Annotated in this window: 16 protein-coding genes; 4 read left to right on the top strand and 12 right to left on the bottom strand. The window is 58.3% G+C overall.

Annotated features, from left to right (window positions below; genetic code table 11):
- Positions 1 to 333 precede the first annotated feature (333 nt).
- Positions 334 to 1,128: a TIGR00266 family protein gene (locus tag E0486_RS15405; RefSeq protein WP_131853384.1), complete on the top strand. Its 795-nt coding sequence runs from the start codon at positions 334 to 336 to the stop codon at positions 1,126 to 1,128.
- A 730-nt stretch (positions 1,129 to 1,858) separates the two neighbouring features.
- Here the strand turns inward: E0486_RS15405 and E0486_RS15410 are convergent.
- The 3 genes from E0486_RS15410 to E0486_RS18985 all read right to left on the bottom strand — a co-directional run bounded on the left by E0486_RS15410 (position 1,859) and on the right by E0486_RS18985 (position 3,686).
- Positions 1,859 to 2,353 carry a hypothetical protein gene (locus E0486_RS15410; protein ID WP_131853386.1) on the bottom strand — a complete coding sequence of 165 codons (495 nt, stop codon included), beginning with the start codon at positions 2,351 to 2,353 and terminating at the stop codon, positions 1,859 to 1,861.
- A 163-nt stretch (positions 2,354 to 2,516) separates the two neighbouring features.
- Complete coding sequence (locus tag E0486_RS15415) at positions 2,517 to 3,011, bottom strand: hypothetical protein (RefSeq protein ID WP_131853388.1); 495 nt, start codon at positions 3,009 to 3,011, stop codon at positions 2,517 to 2,519.
- 189 nt (positions 3,012 to 3,200) lie between these two features.
- Complete coding sequence (locus tag E0486_RS18985; protein ID WP_165917364.1) at positions 3,201 to 3,686, bottom strand: hypothetical protein; 486 nt, start codon at positions 3,684 to 3,686, stop codon at positions 3,201 to 3,203.
- Between the two features lie 215 nt (positions 3,687 to 3,901).
- Here E0486_RS18985 and E0486_RS15425 point away from each other — a divergent pair, with 215 nt between their 5' ends.
- Positions 3,902 to 4,600: a hypothetical protein gene (locus E0486_RS15425; protein ID WP_131853390.1), complete on the top strand. Its 699-nt coding sequence runs from the start codon at positions 3,902 to 3,904 to the stop codon at positions 4,598 to 4,600.
- A 186-nt stretch (positions 4,601 to 4,786) separates the two neighbouring features.
- On the opposite strand, the gene E0486_RS15430 is transcribed toward E0486_RS15425, so the two are convergent.
- The 6 genes from E0486_RS15430 to E0486_RS15455 all read right to left on the bottom strand — a co-directional run bounded on the left by E0486_RS15430 (position 4,787) and on the right by E0486_RS15455 (position 8,943).
- Positions 4,787 to 5,269 carry a VOC family protein gene (locus tag E0486_RS15430; RefSeq protein WP_243697461.1) on the bottom strand — a complete coding sequence of 161 codons (483 nt, stop codon included), beginning with the start codon at positions 5,267 to 5,269 and terminating at the stop codon, positions 4,787 to 4,789.
- 426 nt (positions 5,270 to 5,695) lie between these two features.
- Positions 5,696 to 6,538 carry a hypothetical protein gene (locus tag E0486_RS15435; protein ID WP_131853394.1) on the bottom strand — a complete coding sequence of 281 codons (843 nt, stop codon included), beginning with the start codon at positions 6,536 to 6,538 and terminating at the stop codon, positions 5,696 to 5,698.
- Positions 6,539 to 6,645: 107 nt separating this feature from the next.
- Entirely contained in the window at positions 6,646 to 7,218 is a 573-nt protein-coding gene (locus tag E0486_RS15440; RefSeq protein WP_131853396.1) for a dihydrofolate reductase family protein, read from the bottom strand.
- A 161-nt stretch (positions 7,219 to 7,379) separates the two neighbouring features.
- Positions 7,380 to 7,805 (bottom strand): lysozyme inhibitor LprI family protein, encoded by a 426-nt coding sequence (locus tag E0486_RS15445; RefSeq protein WP_165917365.1) that lies wholly within the window; start codon positions 7,803 to 7,805, stop codon positions 7,380 to 7,382.
- 131 nt (positions 7,806 to 7,936) lie between these two features.
- Positions 7,937 to 8,635, bottom strand: a complete 699-nt coding sequence (locus tag E0486_RS15450; protein WP_131853400.1) for a hypothetical protein — start codon at positions 8,633 to 8,635, stop codon at positions 7,937 to 7,939.
- Between the two features lie 92 nt (positions 8,636 to 8,727).
- Complete coding sequence (locus E0486_RS15455) at positions 8,728 to 8,943, bottom strand: hypothetical protein (protein WP_131853401.1); 216 nt, start codon at positions 8,941 to 8,943, stop codon at positions 8,728 to 8,730.
- Between the two features lie 557 nt (positions 8,944 to 9,500).
- Between E0486_RS15455 and E0486_RS15460 the strand changes: the two genes are divergently transcribed.
- On the top strand, positions 9,501 to 10,409 hold the full coding sequence (locus tag E0486_RS15460) for an ABC transporter ATP-binding protein (protein ID WP_131853403.1): 909 nt from the start codon (positions 9,501 to 9,503) through the stop codon (positions 10,407 to 10,409).
- Positions 10,406 to 11,173: an ABC transporter permease gene (locus tag E0486_RS15465; protein WP_131853404.1), complete on the top strand. Its 768-nt coding sequence runs from the start codon at positions 10,406 to 10,408 to the stop codon at positions 11,171 to 11,173. Before E0486_RS15460 ends, E0486_RS15465 begins: the two co-directional genes overlap by 4 nt.
- A gap of 3 nt (positions 11,174 to 11,176) precedes the next feature.
- Here E0486_RS15465 and E0486_RS15470 read toward each other — a convergent pair whose 3' ends face one another.
- Genes E0486_RS15470 through E0486_RS15480 form a run of 3 tightly spaced genes read right to left on the bottom strand, consistent with a single transcriptional unit; the run spans position 11,177 to position 17,021 of the window.
- Entirely contained in the window at positions 11,177 to 11,764 is a 588-nt protein-coding gene (locus E0486_RS15470) for a dihydrofolate reductase family protein (protein ID WP_131853406.1), read from the bottom strand.
- Positions 11,765 to 11,815: 51 nt separating this feature from the next.
- The gene (locus tag E0486_RS15475; RefSeq protein WP_131853408.1) at positions 11,816 to 12,229 is read right to left on the bottom strand and encodes a hypothetical protein; all 414 of its coding nucleotides are present in this window, start codon (positions 12,227 to 12,229) and stop codon (positions 11,816 to 11,818) included.
- Positions 12,230 to 12,266: 37 nt separating this feature from the next.
- On the bottom strand, positions 12,267 to 17,021 hold the full coding sequence (locus E0486_RS15480) for a malectin domain-containing carbohydrate-binding protein (protein ID WP_131853410.1): 4,755 nt from the start codon (positions 17,019 to 17,021) through the stop codon (positions 12,267 to 12,269).
- Positions 17,022 to 17,114: the final 93 nt, after the last annotated feature.

Raw genomic sequence — 17,114 nt, forward strand, 5'->3', positions numbered from 1 at the left:
GGCGTGAGGCGTGAGGCGTGAGGCGTGAGGCGTGAGGCGTGAGGCGTGAGGCGTGAGGCGTGAGGCGTGAAGCGTGAAGCGTGAGGCGTGAGGCGTGAAGCGCCCCATACCGTCCCGTCATTGCGAGGAGGACGGCGTGAAGCGCCGGCTGACGAAGCCCGTCCGACTGGCGTCAGCCGGGCGGGCAAGCCTACCCTCGCCGGCTCCGCTGCCCCTTGGCCGCGGACTGGTCGTGAAACAGATTGCTTCGCTTCGCTCGCAATGACGGACACAAGGGGCCAACCGGAAACCAGAAACCGGAAACTATAAACTATAAACTATAAACTTTCCCACATGACTTCCCACGAAATCGACTACCGGATCATCGGTGAAGAAATGCAATGCGTCGAGATCGAGCTCGACCCGAACGAAACGGCGGTGGCCGAAGCCGGCGCCTTTATGATGATGGACGACGGCATCCAGATGGAGACCATCTTCGGCGACGGCCGCGCCCAGAGCCAGGGCCTCATGGGCAAATTGTTCTCGGCGGGCAAGCGCCTGCTCACGGGCGAGAGCCTCTTCATGACCGCGTACACCAACATCAACAGCCACGGCAAGCGCAAGGTGTACTTCGCCTCGCCCTATCCCGGCAAGATCATCCCGCTCGACCTGCTCCGCCTCGGCGGCAAGATGATCTGCCAGAAGGACGCCTTTCTCTGCGCCGCCCGCGGCGTGAGCGTGGGCATCGAGTTCCAGCGCAAGCTCGGCACCGGCCTCTTCGGCGGCGAGGGCTTCATCATGCAAAAGCTCGAGGGCGACGGCATGGCCTTCGTGCACGCGGGCGGCCACATCCTGGAGCGCCACCTCAATCCCGGCGAAACCCTCAAGATCGACACCGGCTGTATCGTAGCCTTCACCCCCTCCTGCCACTACGACATCCAGTTCGTAGGCGGCATCAAGAATACCATCTTCGGCGGCGAAGGCCTCTTCTTCGCCACCCTCAGCGGCCCGGGCACGGTCTGGATCCAATCGCTGCCCATCTCCCGCCTGGCCAGCCGCATCCTGCAGTTCGGCTCCGTGGGCGGACGGAAAGAAGAAGGAGGCGTGTTGGGTGGATTAGGGAATATGCTGGATGGAGATGGATGGTAGGAAGATCGCTGATGTCGGATGTCTGATGTCTGATGTGATTGATAAAACAAAAGGGCCGCTCCGGATGGAGCGGCCCTTTAATGCGTTGAAGCTTTTCGCGTTAATTTCCGCGGATCATAGGATTGAAGGAAATAGGAATCAGCGACCGTCAAGATCAATTGTTCTCCCTTTCTTAACCGGACCACTGCCTTGAATATCCCTTCTTCAGGCCCACTGAGCGCGGAAACACCAATCTTCTGAATTAAATGCACCCTGCCGGCTTGAACTGTCCCGACCGATAGCTAAGCGCCTCCTAACCTTTGATCGTCTGAAAGCTTACTGGCCGCGAAGTAGACTGTGCCTTCTACCATGAGCGTTGAAGACCCGCTATCCCATCGAAATTTAGAAAACTGTACGGTAAACCCTTGCGTGTCGATACCCAATTTAGCCACCACTACCTTTTTTTCGGCCCGCACCATAGGTTCCCAATGAACTTCACGCGCCGAGTCAATTTCCGCCCGGGAGAAATCAATCACCTGCGCATGGCCAGCTCGACCCAAAAACAGAATGATAACGAGGAGAAACTTCAGTAATCAGCGTTAAGCAAATCAGTTAAAGACGGTTATATAAATCGACGTAGTTCAATATTGTTAGCCGTCAGGAAGGATGCTGTAAAAGAAGTTGTCCCTTTTGACAAGAATGAAAAGCAGGAAAACCGATGTCATATGTCTTTGTGAATTGTAAGACTATTTCAATTTCCGAACTTCTTTGAAAGGAATAAAAGAAACGTTTCCAGCACTTCGACAGAACGATAACGGTCAAACTTGCATTGTTGGGGATAGCTATTATGGCATGTATCGTAAATACATTCAAAAAATTCTTGTTTCAGATTAGAATCTGCCACTTTTAGACTGTCCCTTTTATTATGTGATTCTAAATACATTGCAGTGAATACAAATAACGGCAAGTCCAATTTGTATGATTGCGTCTGTGTAACAAAACACTCTTCGTACATCGCATTATATACATTAACACCTGTATCTAGCAGATAATTTCCCTTTGTAACGCCTCCAAACATTGCAGCTTGCGCCCGCTGTCCAAGTAGAATGGAAAAAGATCCGAAAATCTCATCCGGGTCATTTGTCGGAGTGAATCCGAAACTCTTTAGAGGTTGCAATATGGACTTTACAGTCGAGGCAATTGAATTGATGTTAGCACTGTAAAGCAGGTCAGTATATTGTCCCATAATATGTGGTTTGGTTTTGGAATGAATGATGCTCTGGCAATTGCATACAACGACCAAGGCTTTGCGCTGTGACCGAGAGGAAAGTTAGGTCTTTAGTATGTTCGAAGACCTAGTGCAACGTCATTAGCTATGCGACGGACTAAACTTGAATGTCATTACAAGACTATAGCTTCTCAAACAACGATTTAAAGTCGGCCATCGAGTAAATTTCAAACGTATACCTATCCGGCTGTTGCTCTTGATTTCTCTTATTGCCGACTACTGAATTGTTTACTACATAAAAATCGATCGTTTTAGTACCCTTAGTGACCGTTTTGACAATCCCTCCTGGGCTTGCCTGTAGTTGCTTCAAAAGCATCAGGAAATAGGGCTTATCCATAGTGAAAAAAGTAACGGCCCTTTCGGACAAATGAGACTCCGTACCGAATCCGACTAGCGATATCGGGCCTTGGCTCCGGTCTTTACCGAAATACCCGAATACCGTAATGGGCTTTGACTTCTTCGCTTCAATGAACTCCCACTCTTTACTAACAAAAAATTTGTTGAGCGTAACCATTTCGCTCGTCCTGATCTGAACCAGTTCCTTTAGTGTCAGTTGTTGCGAGCGAACCGTAAAGAAAATAAATAAGCCCAATACAGCCAAAGTCACATGCTTCATAAAGTTGGTTTTGATGGTGCACAACAGCCAGGACTTTCCGCGGTGGCAGCCTTAGGGAAGAAAGATAATAATATAAACTGTTTTGCCGGCATATAATGTAGCTAGGCACTCAAACACCGGCTGCATCGTGGCCCTCACGCCCTCCTGCAATTGCGACATCTTCCTCCGACCCGCAAAGCCCCACAACTACTACACTTCTCCGAGCGCCTCGTTCACACTTACTATCGCGCCAATCACACCTACCCACATTCCATCCACGAACCCGCTCTCCTTCCCCGCAATGAAACGGAACACGCCTGCAACAGAATGGGGCCCGCCTGCAAACGCATGCAACAACCCCGCAATCGCATCCGGCCCGGTCCGGAAAGCATCCGCCCCAGCCCGGAAAGCATCCGCCCCAGCCCGGAAAGCATCCGCCCGGCCCGCAGGGCCATTCGTCACACCTGCAAAGGCCTTTGAGCAGTTCGCGAATGCCCAATCGACTGCTACAATGGCATAAAACCGGCCCGCAAACGCATAAAGCGTACTTGCAAAGGCATCCGTCCATCCTGCAACCGGGCACGACGCACCTACAACGGGGTAAAACGACTTTGCAACGGCACCTGCACCTGCTTCCCTGTCATAAATCGTTGTCACCGTGTCATAAAGTGGGGTTGCAACGGGTAAATTTTTCATTTTTTAGCCTCTTGATTGTCAAGAGCTTAGACCCCGAAAAACGGTTAACAGAGCCTCCGGGAACGCAACCGGTTTTGCGCAACCGAAAATTTGTCACTACCTTACTGTAGCGCTTCCGGTAGGGACGCGCTACCTACTAAACCACCTGCGAAAGGCACCACCGCACCCATTGGAAACAAGGTTTTATTTCTTAACTCACTAAATCCTTTTTCAACATGGCAAAAGCAAAAGCCTTTACCAAAAAGCAGGAATCCCAGTACAACATGCTGGAGCGCGTCGACAGCATTGCCCTGCGCCACGAAAGCACCATCAACTCCGTCCCCGCCCTGCGGCGCCACTTCGGCCGCATGCGGCAGATCAAGGCGAATTTGTCCCGCACCCGCGACGCCCGCTTTACCGGCTCCGAAGGCGCCACCGACAGCAAAGGCGGCGCGGCCGGACTGCTCACGACGGCCCTGCAGGAAGTGGGCAACGTGCTCTTGGGATTCGCCAACGACACCGACAACCACGAACTCCGCGCACTTACCGACCGCCCCGACTCCTATTACACCCGCGTGCGCGACGGCGAGCTGCCCGGACTCGCCGAACGCTACCTCGCCGCCGCCCGCCGCTATAGCACCGAGCTGGCCGACTACGGCCTCAGCGACGACGCCATCGCCAACCTCGAGGCCAACAAGGGCCGCTACGAAGAACAGGCCCAGGCGCCCACCGTGGCCATCACCGACGGCAAGGGCAACACCCGCGACCTCTCCACCGGCTTCACCGAGGTGAACAAGCTGCTGGCCGAGAAGATCGATCCTGTCATCCGCGGCCTCCGCAGCAAGTACCCCGACCTCGCCCGCGACTACAACGAAGCCCGCGTCATCCGTAGAAACCCGGTGCATCGTAAACCGGAGACGGAGAGCAGTTTGTAGTTTGTGGTTTGTAGTTTGTAGTTTGTAGTTTGTAGTTGCGCGAAGCGACGATATCAAAAAGGCCGCCCCGGTTGGAGCGGCCTTTTCGTATGACCTTCGGTCGCGCCGGTGCGCACTAAGAAGACGAAAAATCAAACGCTTGGGCACTGACCGGCTGCTGCGCCGTTCACGACGCGCACTCCCGCTCTATCCCGCCCTCTGCGGTTCCACTTCTCCCTCTGCTGCCCCGCCGATCGCCTCCGCCAGCCCGATCAGCAGGCCTTCCACCCCGCGGATGTAGCACAGGCGATATACGTTCTCGTACTGCACCACTTCGCCTACCACCTCAGCGCCGCGCCGCGCGAGGCGCTCCAGCAGCTCGTCGAGGTGGCTTACGCGGAACATCACCCGCAGGTAGCCCAGCGCATTCACGGGAGCGGTGCGATGATCGGCAATGGGGGCGGGTGTCAGAAACTGCGACAGCTCGAGGCGGCTCTGCCCGTCGGGGGTCACCATCATGGCGATCTCCACCGATTGATCGCCGAGGCCCGTCACGCGGCCGGCCCAGGGGCCTTCCACGCGCATACGGCCTTCGAGGGCCAGGCCGATCTCCGTGAAAAACGAAACGGCGTCGTCGAGCGACGCAACAACGATGCCCATGTTGTGCATCTGCAGCAGGCTACTTTTCATGATGATTCTTTGCTGGGGGTTCCGCTAAAATTAGGGGATTCACCTGGTTGGCACCGTCCCTGAAGTAGTGCCTAACGAAAGCACCCGAGCCTCTTCCGAGTGACGGCATCCTTTTTTTGTGCGTTGCAGAAGCATTGGAAAAGGTTTTTTCTCGCAGAGAAGCGAGAGCGTTTCACGGAGGACACGGAGTGCCAGGTTCGCTACCAACAATTCACTTAAGCGGTCCTATTGATTTGAGCATCCCTAAACCCGAGGGTACGAGAGACGCCGCAGGCGGCTGAGGAAAGCTGCCGTTCCTTATGTGTGTTTGACGTTGCGTATTTCCTACGAAGTGTGGTTCCCGCTCAGCCGCTTGCGGCGTCTCTCGCAAGCGCGTAGGAAACGACGGTTCAGATATTTCGTTCACCTCGCGTGTTTGTGGGTAGCTCAAATGCTCTTTGTGCGCTCCGTGAATCGCTCCCGGCCCTCTGCGTGAAACGAAACACGCCTGCCACTCACGTTCACGGGCATCAATGTTTCGGGTGGCGCTTCTTCTGGTCTTCGTTGATGCGATCCAGCGCTTCCATCGTCATCACGAAGAGCTCGTTGGTCTGCACGTTCCAGATGTTCAGGTAGTTCTTCGAAACCACGCTGTGCTGCTTCCACTTCGTAAAGCGGCCGTACAGCATCAGCGTGCACACGTCGGTGGCGGTGCAGGCGCCGCTTGCCGGTGACGGCGTTGTTGCCATCGAAGCTTACGAGGTAGTCGTTGCCGAAGACCACCAGGCCTTCCCTCTTCGGACCGGTGAGCACATACACCTTGCGGTCGACGCCGTCGATGAGCGGAATGAGGTTGAAGCTGCTGTTGGAATACGATTGAAACAGCGTGTCGGACTGCATCAGGTCCAGCGTGGCCTGCCGGATGTCATGGAGCGCCCGCTCCTCGCTGCTGAAGGGGCGTTCGGCCAGGTCCACCTTCGCCGTGCGGGTGTTGTAGGTACTGTCGAACGTGATGCTGCCGATCACGGAGGGTTGTGCGGCGCGCGAAAAGAAGACGCAGCGCGCCAGCGCCCCGTCGGTATACGAAAAATAGCCGCCGATGTTCTCGCGGTTCGTGTATGCTTCCAGGAACAGGTCGGTACCGTACCAGGAAGCCATCTCGCGGCGGTACAGGCGCCGGCCTTCGGCTACGATGGAGTCGGTGGTTTTCGTAACGGCGTCTTCCTGTGCGGAAGCCGCTACTGTAAAAAACGAGAGCAGGAGCAGCAGGAGGGCGTTGGCTCTGTTCATGGCGGGACGTGCGGTTGGTTGTTCCCGAAAGATAAGCCGCACCGGTCAGAACAACAAGTCTGCCCCCGTGCGGCCCCTTCCGTGAATGCTCCCGGCCATCGCCGGTGCTACGAGCGCTCCACCGTGTAATTGAGTTCGGTCACCCCGTTTTTGAAGGGCTGCGTGCTTTGCAGCTTCAAGGCGGTCTTGCCCGGGATACCGGCAAACAGCGGGATGCCTTGTCCCAGGATCACCGGGTTCACAAACAGCCAGTAGCCGTCGATGAGGCCCTGCTCCATCAGGGCATGCGTGGCCGTGGGGCTGCCGAACAGCAGGATCTCGCTGCCGTCGCCCTGCCGGAGGGCATTGACCTGCTCGGCGAGGTTGTCGCTGATGACGGTCGTGTTGGGCAGCTCGGTGCCTTTCATCGTGCGGGACATCACAAACTTGTGCGCCCCGTTGTACCAGGCGGAGTGGTCGCGGTCGTGCTTGCTCGCGCCGGGTTCCTTGCCGGCATCGGGCCAGTAGGATTCCATCATCTGGTAAGTGACGCGCCCGTACAGGGCGGCGTCGGTTTGCTGGATCCGCTTGCCTACGTGGTCAAAGAGCTCTTCGTCCACTTTGATCCAGTTCATTTCCCCGGCCGGTCCGGCCACGAAGCCGTCGAGCGATACGTGCACGAAGGAGATTATTTTTCGCATGGGTTCTTAGTTTATTGTGTCGGGTTGGTGCTGGCAACGGCCGCCAGCACACGCCGGCGGATGACCGCTAACATCGGCAACAAATTAAAGCGATTGCGGGCAAATCCACGAACGACGGGTTGGAACGGACGGAAAGCGGTCTTCAAAGTTCCTTTCAGCGATCAATACGACTGGGTTGCCCGCGCGTAGTGATCAAAAAGTGCCGTGGTCCGGCTTCGGACGAGCAGCAGGTATTCCTGGGATTCAACAAGGCCTTGCATCGTTCCGCCGCCGGAATATTCGGATTGACTGACCGTTCTCGAAAGCTTGCCTTCCGCATCCCGGAAGGCGAGCCAGGCTTTTTGCGCAGCTACCAGCGTTTGCTTGTCACTTCCCTGGAGCACAGCTGCCAGCTTCCTGTAGTATTTGTTCATCAGGCTGTCATAGCCGTGGGCCAATGCATCGGTGGCTTCGCTCATATCGAAATCGGACTTCGCCTTTTCCACCACCTTCCGGTAGGCCAGCTCCAGCCGAAACGTGTCGACCGAAAACTCAATCGCCGCCGGGTTCTCGCGGGCGGCCACCAGTTCGGCCCTGAAGCGGGTCACCGGGGGCTCCTCAGCAGGCTTAGGAACAGGCTTTTGTCCGGATGCTGCCGTTGCTGCCAGGAGGGCCAGGATAACGAATTTGCATTTCCTATTCACTGTTTTCATCGTTGAAGTGCCAGGCGTGTTTATGGTTACAAGGCAATTTGATCGTCCGCCATTTCGGTGGTGAAAGGACCTTTCATCGTGGCCAGCAGCAGCCGTCGCTTTTTGAACGAACGCCACGTCGGCTTACCGGAAGTGTTGTTCTCTTCATCGCCCACGACCTTGCTGCGCTTGCCCGTGAGAAAGTTGTAACTGTACGATTCGTATTCCCAACTCCTCCCGACATTGGCCTCGTAGTCTGCCCCAATCAGCACCAGTGCGCCGTCCTCGAAGCGAAAGGTGTAATCCACGTGCTCACCGTACTCGGAGTCGCGCGGGTACTGGTGCGCAAACGACAGCGTTAGGATCCCCGGCCGCGGAATGGACGCCCCATTCAGCGGCTCCCAGGTGCCCAGGCGATAAGGGATGAACTTGTCGGAAGCATAATGAACGGCGAGCTTGCCCTTGGCGTTGCTCAGCAAGACGAGGAGCACGCGCGCCTTCGCCGAAAACGTATCGATGGCCGACGGCCCATAGCGGTGCAGGGAAACCCTGTTCGCTTCCAGGGCGAGCACGGCATCCTTCCGCCCGTCCCTGTTGATCTCACCCATTGCCGAATCCAGCAGGTGCCAGCCTTTCGGGATAAAGTCGGCCAGCGTGGCGCCTTCTGCAGGAAGGGGCGGTACCTTTTGCGCCAAGAGCGGTCCGCAGAGGAAGAGAGAAACAAATAAGAGGACGATACTTTTCATGAGTTGGATTAGTAAGGAGGTGCCGACGGAACGATCCGCATTTCACGTCGACGCGGGGACTAAAGTAGAACACTTTGTGCTTTGGCGCACGATCAGCCATGGCGCAACGTCCGCGGGCGTCGTTCCGCATTGAACCAATAATACGTTGCGATGGAGAGGGCGAAGGAGCAAAACAACGCATAAACCCCGGCCCTTGTCCCCACCAGGTCGGCCCCGCCCGCGAAGGCCGTTACCGGGAAGGCGCAGGCGAGCAGGAAGCCGATGGACAGCGCCTCCACCCGGCCCCTGCGCGCGAAGGGCTTGTCCAAAATGATGTACAGGATAAAACACACGATGCCACTGGAGGGGAAGCAGCGCAGGGTTCCAGGTTTTGCAGATTACCGGCTCCGATTGCTCCGATGGACCTAAGCGGCTGTCTACGTTAGGAACGCCAGCGCCGCGAAGCGGTGCCATCCCGGTAGCCGGCGGGCAAAGCCCGCCGGAAGGAGTCGAAAGCGGGTGCGCGGCGCCCTGGAGGGGCGCCATCTGTATAACGTCCGGCGCAGCCGGGCGGACGAATTTCGCATCCCGGCCGATTACCGGCAGGTTGCGCCTGCCGGCTACCGATATTCTGTCCCTTCAGGACGGATCGCCGTCTTGCTGGTACCCGGACTTTACTTGGCGGCTACGTCATTTGTGACGGGGCCATATCGCGAAAAAGCCCAACGCAAGCGGACCAATCACGGCTTTGGCCGCTACCAGCGATCCCGGCATTTCACCGTCCATGCTTAAACAATGTACCTTGCTTAGCATAGTAATTAGCTTGGGAGTGTACCGCCGCTTTGAATGCCTCACGGCCGGGCACAGCACCACTAAAACTCCCTACATGGATCCCATCATCCGGACCTCCGGGCTCTCGTACCACTATGCCCGGGGTGTGCAAACCCTGCACGACATCAGCCTCCGCGTAGAGCGCGGCAGCATCTATGGCTTCCTGGGCCCCAACGGCTCGGGCAAGACCACCACCCTGTCGCTCCTTCTTGGCCTCCTCAACAACCAGAAGGGCGACATCGAAATCTTTGGCCAGCCCCTGCACGCGGCGCGCGAAGCGATCCTCGGCCGCATCGGCTCGCTCATCGAAAGCCCTTCGCTGTACGGCCACCTCAGTGCCCGCGAAAACCTCGATGTATACCGCGAAACATATGGCGTCCCGAAGGCTCGCGTGGAGGAAGTGCTCGACATCGTCGGCCTAGCCGACACCGGCAAAAAGACGGCGAAACGCTTCTCGCTCGGCATGAAGCAGCGACTCTCCATCGCGCTGGCCCTGCTGCCCAACCCGGAACTCCTGATCCTCGACGAACCCGCCAACGGCCTTGACCCCGCCGGCATCATCGAGCTCCGCGCGCTGATCAAAAAGCTCAACGCCGGGCACGGCATGACGATCCTTCTCTCCAGCCACCTGCTGGGCGAGATCGAGAAGATGGTGAGCCACGTGGGTATCATCTATAAAGGCCGGATGCTGTTCCAGGGCCCGCTTGCCGAGCTGCACGGGTTCCAGCAGCGCGGCTCCCGCCTGCACCTCCGCACCTCCGATAACGAGGTCGCCTGCCGGCTGTTGCAGGAGCACGCCCCCGAGCTGAGCGCCGAAGGCGTGAGCGTCGCCTTTCACAACGAGGGCCAGGTGGCCGCCATCAACCGCCACCTCACGGGCCACGGCCTCGACGTGTACCTGCTGCACCCGAAGGGCAGCGACCTCGAACAACTTTTCATCGACCTCACAACCGCCCACTCATGAAACTGCTGACCGCGCTGCGCGCCGAAACACTCAAAACCAAACGAACCGCTTCGTTTTATTTCACGCTGGCGGGCGCCGCACCCGTGCCGCTCATCTTCCTGCTCAACGTACTTACCGGCGGCGGCGACGTTGACGCGGTGCACAAAGGCTCGCTCAACGCGGTGTACGACCTCGGCATGGAGCGGGCGGGCCTCGTGTTCTTTCCGCTGTTCGTGATCCTCATTTGTACGCTGCTGCCGCAGATCGAATACCGTAATAATACCTGGAAGCAGGTGTTCGCCGCGCCGCAAACGAAAGGGGCCGTGTTTCTCGCCAAGTTTCTCAACATCAACCGGCTCCTCCTCCTGTTCCTTGCAGCCAACCTTGTATACCTGTCGGTGGTGATCGTGGTGATGCACCTCAACGACCCGTCGCGCCACCTGCTCAGCCAGCCTTTCGATGCGATGAAACTGCTGACCGACAGCGCCAATGCGTACGTAACGATGCTGGCGCTCTGCGCCTTCCAGTTCTGGCTTGGCCTGCGCTTCCGCAACTTCATCGTGCCGATCGCCATCGGCCTCACGCTCTGGATCACCGGGATGATGCTGACCCTCGAGTTCAAGTCCTCCCTCGTGGACTTCTTCCCCTACTGTTTCCAGGTGTTCCCCTACCTCGCGAAGCTGCAGCCGAAGCTGGACCAGGCAGCCTGGATGTCGGCGGCCTATGCGCTGCTGTTCCTCGCGCTCGGTTTTCTCGATTTCCGGAGAAGAAGATTGACGGCGTAAGCGCTAACAACCCGCGTCGCTCGCCATGCGCCGTCGCGGTCGGGAAGCTACCGGCTCGTAATACAGGATGATGGCGCCGGAAGAAAAGCTTTTCGTCGCCGTGCGGTTCAGCGCAATGCGCTTGTCCAGTTGGTGAAACAGCGGCAACCCGCCGCCGGCGATCACGGGGTGCACGCAGATCTGGTATTGGTCGATGAGGCCCAGCCGGGTCAGGGCGACGATGAGGCCCGGGCTGCCGACAAAGATGTCTTTTCCAGCCTGCTGCCGGAGCGCCAACACTTCTTCTTCAAGGCCCCGGGTCGCCAGTCGGGCGCTGTCCCAATCCACTTCGTGCAGCGTGCGGGAGAAAACCAGCTTCGGCACGTTGTCGATGGCCTGCGCAAATTCGTCAAGGGCGCGCTGGCCCGTTGGCTGTGCCAGCACCGTTCGCCAGTATTCCATCAGCTGGTAGGTGATCCTTCCGTAGAGCAGCACGCCCGCATCCGTCAACAGGTTGCTGTAGTGTTGATGAATCTCTTCGTCCGGGTCGACGGCGCTGTGGTCGCAAAATCCGTCCAGCGTCATATTTATCGCGGCGATCACTTTTCGCATATTGGCTGCTTCCTTTCGGAAAAAGTACGGCAAAAAACAGAAGCGCGGCTCTCATTTCAGCAGCAACACCTGTGCGCAGCCGATGCGGATGACCGGCCCGCCGACAAAGGAGTAAATGATGTCGTCGTAAGGGCCGGGCGCCGCCTGGTGGATGAATTGCCCGTGCGCGTCGCGCTCAGCCGACGGGAAAAAGGTCACTTCGGAAAGCGTCCGGATATCCGCATCCATCGTCGCTGCCGCCAGCAGCAGCACCTGGAAGTAGGTCACGTTTTCGTGCAGCAGCGTAAAGGCCCCGAGCTCCTCGGCGGCGATCCAGTTGCCGCCGCCCTTCACCCAGTACAATTTTACCCGTGCCTGTTGCAGGTCGTAGTTGAAACCCCGGAAGTGGAAGTTGCGGTGCAGGTCGATGAGGCGGCGCCCGAAGCGAAGCGTGCGTAAGTCGTGGATTTGAAAGTTGGCATTCATGATGTTGCGTCTGAAGGGGCCGCAAAAAGGCAGGTCTTCATCGCCCTGACAACCACAGCTGCACCGTTTTCTGCCGCCCGCCCGTTGTCAGCTTCAGGTAGTAGGCCCCGTTGGCCAGGTGATACCGGCTGAAGTCCAGCTCCAGCAGCGAGGTCGCGTTGGATAACACCTGTTTCTCCACCAGCATCCTATCGCCAGTGCCGGTATAGAGGGCGTACGAGAGTTCACCCTGCAGCGGTTCGGAAAATTGCACAAACACGCGCCGCGTACGGGACGGGTTCGGGTAGAGCTGCAGCTGCAGTTCGTTGGCGCGCACTGCGGCCTTGCCGGCTTCATCGTCTGTACTACGCCCGGTAGCCGTTGTTGCCTGGTCCACTACAGAGAAGTTCAGGGTGAGCGCCGCGCCGCCCGTACCCGAGCCGCCCGGGCCCGTGAACGGCGTTGCCAGTAGTGTGTAGGAACCGGGCGCCGGCGTCCAGGCGTTGTAGTTGCCCGCATTGTCGCCGAAGAGCGCATAAGGTGCCCCCGACTCGGAGACATTGCGCGTTTGGGATCCGCTCAGCGAAAAAACGACGCTGCCAACCGTACCCGGCGAGGTGTTGGCCCGGATATTCAGGCTCCGGCTGGGCAACGTGGCCAGGTTGATCGTCGTCTCGTTGGTCAGATCCTGGATCGCCTGTTCGTTGCTGGCGTTGATCAGGGTAAAAGAGGTCACCGCTTGTCCCGGGGAGGCAGCGTTGACAAACACAGTCACCTGGTCGGGTGTGCTGCTGGCACCACCGTTGTCGGTCACCACCAGGGCGAACACATAAGTGCCTTGCACCAGCCCGCTCACCGTGGGTGCTGCCAGGGTCTTGCTGCTGAAACTGGCCGTATTGGGACCGCTCACCTGGCTCCAGGTGTAGCCGGCAACGGTGCCGTCGCCATCGGTGCCCGACCCATTGAGCGTGGTGGAACTGGCGGGCAGCGTGATCGTCTTATCGGCGCCCGCATTAGCGACGGGAGGCGTGTTGGTGCCCGTGCTGTTGCTGAGCACCTCGATCGCGGACACTTTCGCATTATCCTTACCACCGACTGCCGTGAGCGAGCTGAAGTCGATGTTGAGCGTGCCATCGGTGACCGTCACCACAAAGGTTTCGGTAGTGGCGGTAAAGGCGCCTGCTTTGGCAAAGATGTCGTAGTTGTCGAGCCGCTTCACCCCTTCGATCATGACATCAAACACGCGGTTGTTGGCGGAAGTCCAATAGATCTCGGCAAAGTGCAGCACCACTTTGTAGGTGCCGTTGGATACAGGCAGGGCATAGCCAAACGAGTTGCCCCAGCGTTCGCTCTGGTAGAGGGCATCATCGGTAGTGCCCCCGATAGCGGTTGCAACGCTGAAGGTGTTGCCCGGCGACGGCGCAAAGCTGTTGTCGGCGGCAAAGGTGCCGATGCTGTTGGTCAACGAAGGGCCACCCGCATTAATACGGTAGAAGACCGAGTTGGTTGCGGCACCATTCACTTGTACGGTCACCGGGTCTGCCGCGCTGCTCGGAGCCCCGTTGTTGTCGGTCACCACGAGTGCAAACACGTAGCTGCCCTGCACCAACCCGCTCACCGTGGGACTGGCCGCTGTTGCATTGCTAAACGTGGCGGCGTTGGGGCCGCTCACCTGGGTCCAGCTGTAGCCGGTCACCGTACCGTCGGCGTCGGTGCCCGAGCCGTTGAGCGCCGTGGAGCTGGTGGGCAGGGTAATCGTTACATCGGCGCCCGCGTTGGCCACCGGCGGCTGGTTCGCAGGCGGTGCCGTGCTGTTGCTGAGCACCTCGATAGCGGACACTTTAGCGTTGTCCTTTCCACCCACCGCCGTCAGCGAACTAAAGGCGATGTTCAGGGTACCATCGGTTACATTGACCACGAAGGTTTCGGTGGTGGCCGTGAAGGCACCTACCTTGGCGAAGATGTCGTAGTTGTCCAGCTTCTTCACCCCTTCGATGCTTACGTCGAACACGCGGCTGTTGGCGGCGGTCCAGTAGATCTCGGCAAAATGCAGCACTACTTTGTATTGGCCGTTGCTGACCGGCAGGGCATAGGAAAAGGAATTGCCCCAGCGCTCGGTCTGGTAGATCGCGTCGTCGGTGGTGCCGTTGATGGCAGTGGTAACACTGTGCGTGTTGCCGGGCGCCGGCGAAAAGCGATTGTCCGCAGCGAAGACGCCCATGCTGTTGGTCACGGAGGGCCCACCCGCATTAATACGGTACAGCGGTGTAGAAGCAGCCTGGTCGGTAGTGACGTAGAGATTATCCCAGGTAGCGGTAAACGCCGGTCCTCCGCTGGAGGTTGAAATAATGCCTACTGCCAGGATCGTGGTTCCCCTCAGCGCATTCAGTACGGCCCCGCTCATCGGAATGGGTGCACCTACGTTGATGGCTGTGCCACGGTTGGACGCGTATGCCGGCTGCACACTGCCGGTAGCCGGGTCGTATTTGAGCAGCAGCTCCAGGTTGGTCCCGGGAATGCCGCCGGAGATCGCGTACTGGGAGCTGGTAACGACCCCGGCATTTTCGTATACCACCTGGATACCACCCGCGCCGCCGTTGGCATTCAGCACGATCTTGAGGTAGTTGTCCTGGTCGCCGTTGCCCAGGAAGATGCCCTGCGATTGTGCTCCCTGCGGCGTTTGGTTATTGAAGAAGGGCCCGGTCATCGAAGAGCGGAACGTGAAGGCCGCGCCGTTCGTTTTGACGCCGAACTGGAACCCGTATTGTTGGGTATTCAGGGAACCGAGCGCGTCGCCCGCCGGCACGTCCACCACGGAGAAGGCACCGATAGCACCGCCGGCGATCAGGTTGTCGTTGTTATACAGCTTCTGGTAATCGCTGTCGTGGTTGCTCATGAGGCCGGTGAAGCCCACGCCGAAGAAGCCCGTGCCGGGGTCGTTGTTGAAGAGATCGTAGTTCACGGGCAACGTGCGGGTACTGCCGTTGGAGGCATCGATGGCGAAAGCGTCGGTCTTGTCGTTGATCCCGTCGTTGTCATCGTCCGGATCATTGAGGTCCGAGATATGATCGCCGTCAAAGTCGGCGGGCTTGCTGGCGCCCGAGCAGGGGTTGGTGCCGTTGGCGATCTCGTCGGCATTGGTATAGCCATCGCCGTCCTCGTCGGTTGTATTGTTGGCGCCGGTGCAGGTGCCGATCGATTGCGGCTCAAAGATGGTGACTGCGTCGGCGCCGTAGGTCAGTGCCCAAACGGTGCCGGGAAAGGGGTCGTTGTCGCCCTGGGCCACCAGGTCAATGGGTGTGGCGCCGAAGTTGGAGGCGAAGTCGGGCTCCTGGTTCAGCTTCGTCAATGGGTCGCGGGCATTGGTCACGCCGGTGCCGTCGGCGGTCAGCTTGATGACCGCGATAGCGCCGTTGTATTCCGCGGCCAGCAAACAGCCCTTGAGCGCACCGTTGAAATTGGAGGCGGTGTATTCCGTAATCCCGTTGGTGGATGAGGTGAAGGTCAGCGGCGCGCCGTCTTCCGTGCCCGGCATTTTAAAATCGCCCTGGCGCGGGTCGGCCATGCTTACGGGCACCGGCGGCCAGTTGGCCGGCAGCGGGTTCGGACCAGAAGTGCTGTTGCGGAATACGCCGGTAGTCCCATTATGGGTATACAGGCCGGCGCCGGCGGGATTGGCGCGGATCGGGCAGGGATGCCCGCCGTAAAAACTGCCGGGAACGTAGGTGTCGATGTTTCCGATGTAGTGAAAGTTGTCAAGGTTGTTCACCTGGCCCTCGGTGGCCGTGGGGCCTGTGGAGCCGGGCTCGCCGGGAACGTAATTGTTGGTCACATTGGCGGTGCCCTCGCCGGCCGGATAGCCGCCCCAGCCCTGGTTGGCGCCGTTGTCGATCGTATAGAGCCGGCGCGCCTTCGTCAGCACGAGGTCGTAGGCATTGCGGTAACCCGACGAATAAATCTGAACCGGCCCGCCTGCCACGAGCATGGCCTGGTTGAGGCCGTCATTGCCACCAAAGGGATCGTTGGGATCACTGCCGTCGGGGTTGTTGGGCCGGGTGGGATCGTCGAGCGTCGGGAGATCGTATTTATACGTATTGTTTCCACTGCCTTTGGTGGGCATCGCCATGATGGTGTTCAGTTTGATGGAAAGAACAGCAGCTGCCAGCGCATATTCGTTGGTGTAATTGAAGTTGGTGGAGGGTGAGCCCGCATTGGTGAATCCGCCCACGGCGAGAAAAAGGGTGTTCGTCTGGTCATCGAGTTGCATGCCGTTCACGGAGTGGTATTCCTCCGAGCGGGGCAGGCCGCGCACGAGGTCGATCTTGACCCAGGCGCTGCCGTTCCAGGTGAGCATCGACAGTATCCCGGAGTTTGTATCCAGGTTGGTTTCGAGGCCGGCGCCGGTGGCGGCGCGGTAGTCGCTGGAGCTTACGTAGATCACGGGGTTCGCTGCTGTTCCTTTCACGAGTATGCCGGTGATCTGCCGGTGGGTTTCGGCGGCATTCACCGTTCCGTCGTCGTTATGATTCGGAATGGAATTGATGAGCGAGATTGTTTCGAAAGCGGTGGTCGAATAATCATTGGGGCCGTTGCGCCGGATGGTATGGACCCGGATAAAACCCGCCTGCTCTGCGATATACAGCCGACCGTCCGGACCAAATTGGAGGGAAGTCGGATTGAACACGGTGGCCCCGTTCACTAATTTCAAACCACTCGAAGAAAAGCTGTACTGCGCCTGGACCATGTTAACGAGAAAAGAAAGGAGCAGGCACGCAAGTGTACCGATACCGTTGCAGATTTTTTGCCGGAGCATAGTTGGATGTTTAGGTTAGCGATCATATATATAACAGGGTGAGCCACAATGCAGCTACCCGATTACAGGCCTGAGTACTGATACACTCATAAG

It is taken from the genome of Flaviaesturariibacter aridisoli, from assembly GCF_004343705.1.
In the GTDB taxonomy this organism is placed as follows: Bacteria; Bacteroidota; Bacteroidia; order Chitinophagales; family Chitinophagaceae; genus Flavisolibacter; species Flavisolibacter aridisoli.